Below are 1,929 nucleotides of genomic sequence, written 5' to 3'. Positions count from 1 at the left end.
ACTTCAAAGAATAAGTTGTTAATGTCTGTAGCTGTGTCTTCATCTATTTCACCATTAGTTATCAATACTCCGCCGAAAGCAGAGACTGGATCACACGCTAAAGCATCAATCCACGCCTGTTTTACTGTCGACCGCGAAGCAACCCCACATGCGTTGGTATGTTTAAGGATTGCGAACGTTGGAATAGTGAACTCGTCAATAATTGCAACAGCAGCGTCTACATCAACAAGGTTGTTGTAGGAAAGTTCTTTGCCATTAAGTTTATCGAAAATGGCGTCTAAGTCACCAAAGAATACGCCTTTTTGATGTGGATTTTCTCCGTACCGAAGTGTTTGTGATTGTTGAATCGATTGTTTAAAAACCGGAATAGATGTGTCTTGATTGAAATGGTTGAATATAGCGGTGTCGTAATGTGACGACGTGTTAAATGCCCGCTTGGCAAATTCACGACGTTGTTCTAAGGTTGTTTGTCCGTTTTGGGTGGCAAGGATTTCTTCAAGTTTGCTGTAATCATTTTTAGAAGAAAGTATTACAACATCATTAAAGTTTTTAGCTGCCGCCCGAATTAATGAAATACCGCCGATATCAATTTTTTCGATGATGTCCTGTTCTGTAGCACCTGAAGCGACCGTCTCTTCAAAAGGATATAAATCAACTATTACCAAGTCAATTTCTGGGATTTCATATTGTTCCAATTGTTGCTGGTCACTTTCTAGAGGTCGACGTGCGAGAATGCCGCCGAAGACTTTTGGGTGTAACGTTTTTACGCGTCCTCCAAGAATTGAAGGATAGCTTGTTAAATCTTCTACAGGAATAACATTTATTCCTTGCTCACGAATGAAGGCTTCCGTACCGCCTGTAGAGTAGAAAGTCACGCCGTATCCGTTTAACAGCTGAATTAGGGGGGCTAGGTTGTCTTTATAATAGACTGAAACCAAGGCATTTTTAATCTTAACAGGATGATTCATCGTCATAGTTTTGGAGCCGCAAAGATACAAATATAGATCCAAATATATCTCGACTTTTTCAATTTTTACGTCTGACAGGTATCATCTACCAATAAATAGAGGGGTAAGTTGCTATTCTCCAATAGATGTACGCCCATTCAATCTAAAGATAGGAAGGGGTGAAATTTCGGCTAACTCAAGTGTAAATGCAGCGCCGAGAGTATGTCTAGTTATATTTTTTCAAAAGGTTTTCAATTACTTTTGGAAAATACTGATGTTCAAGTTGTTGTCCTTTGAATTTGATCGTTTCAAGGGTGTCGTCTGATTCAATTTTAAACTTTGCCTGATGAATTACCTCGCCCTCATCGAAACGTTCATTAACGAAATGGATAGTAATGCCATGTTCCTCTTCGCCCGCTTGCAGAACTGCTTGGTGTACTTTATCTCCGTACATTCCTTTGCCACCAAACTTGGGAAGCAGCGCAGGGTGAATGTTGATGATCTTATTTGGATAAGCCTTCAACAGGTTTTCGGGGACTAGCAGTAAGAAGCCCGCCAATACTATTATATCGATTTCAAGACGTCTAAGAAGTTCAATAATTTCCTCTGATTCATAGAACGCTCGTCGATCAAATACATGAGATGGGATCTCAAAATTATCGGCACGCTGTATAACATAGGCGTCGGGATTATTACTCAGCACCAGCGAGACTTCGGCTAGATTAGAATATTTGAAATGCTCCATAATTTTTTGAGCATTAGAACCAGAACCTGAAGCGAATATAGCGATACGTTTTTTCACAATACTGAACCGTTAATCTTTTATTATTGACTTTTATCAAATATATGGTATTTTTCCGAAATTAACGTCCAATTTAGGGGGTGGAATGCTGATTAAAGGCTAAATTTAAAATAATGACAAAAAATAGATTATTGATTATATTTCTTTTAATGTGGCAGGCTTGCTTGGGCCAAAATGATA

Annotated in this window: 2 protein-coding genes; both read right to left on the bottom strand. The window is 38.9% G+C overall.

What is annotated here, in order from left to right:
- The coding region (purH, locus tag HP439_RS18885) for a bifunctional phosphoribosylaminoimidazolecarboxamide formyltransferase/IMP cyclohydrolase (RefSeq protein ID WP_172391874.1) at positions 1-968 on the bottom strand (968 nt) is incomplete at its 3' end.
- A 205-nt stretch (positions 969-1,173) separates the two neighbouring features.
- Positions 1,174-1,749 carry a phosphoribosylglycinamide formyltransferase gene (gene purN / locus HP439_RS18880; RefSeq protein ID WP_172391873.1) on the bottom strand — a complete coding sequence of 192 codons (576 nt, stop codon included), beginning with the start codon at positions 1,747-1,749 and terminating at the stop codon, positions 1,174-1,176.
- Positions 1,750-1,929: the final 180 nt, after the last annotated feature.

This window comes from Sphingobacterium shayense (assembly GCF_013179575.1).
In the GTDB taxonomy this organism is placed as follows: Bacteria; Bacteroidota; Bacteroidia; order Sphingobacteriales; family Sphingobacteriaceae; genus Sphingobacterium; species Sphingobacterium shayense.
The sequence above is the reverse complement of the archived record's forward strand: the minus strand, read 5'-3'. Positions and strand labels throughout refer to the sequence as shown.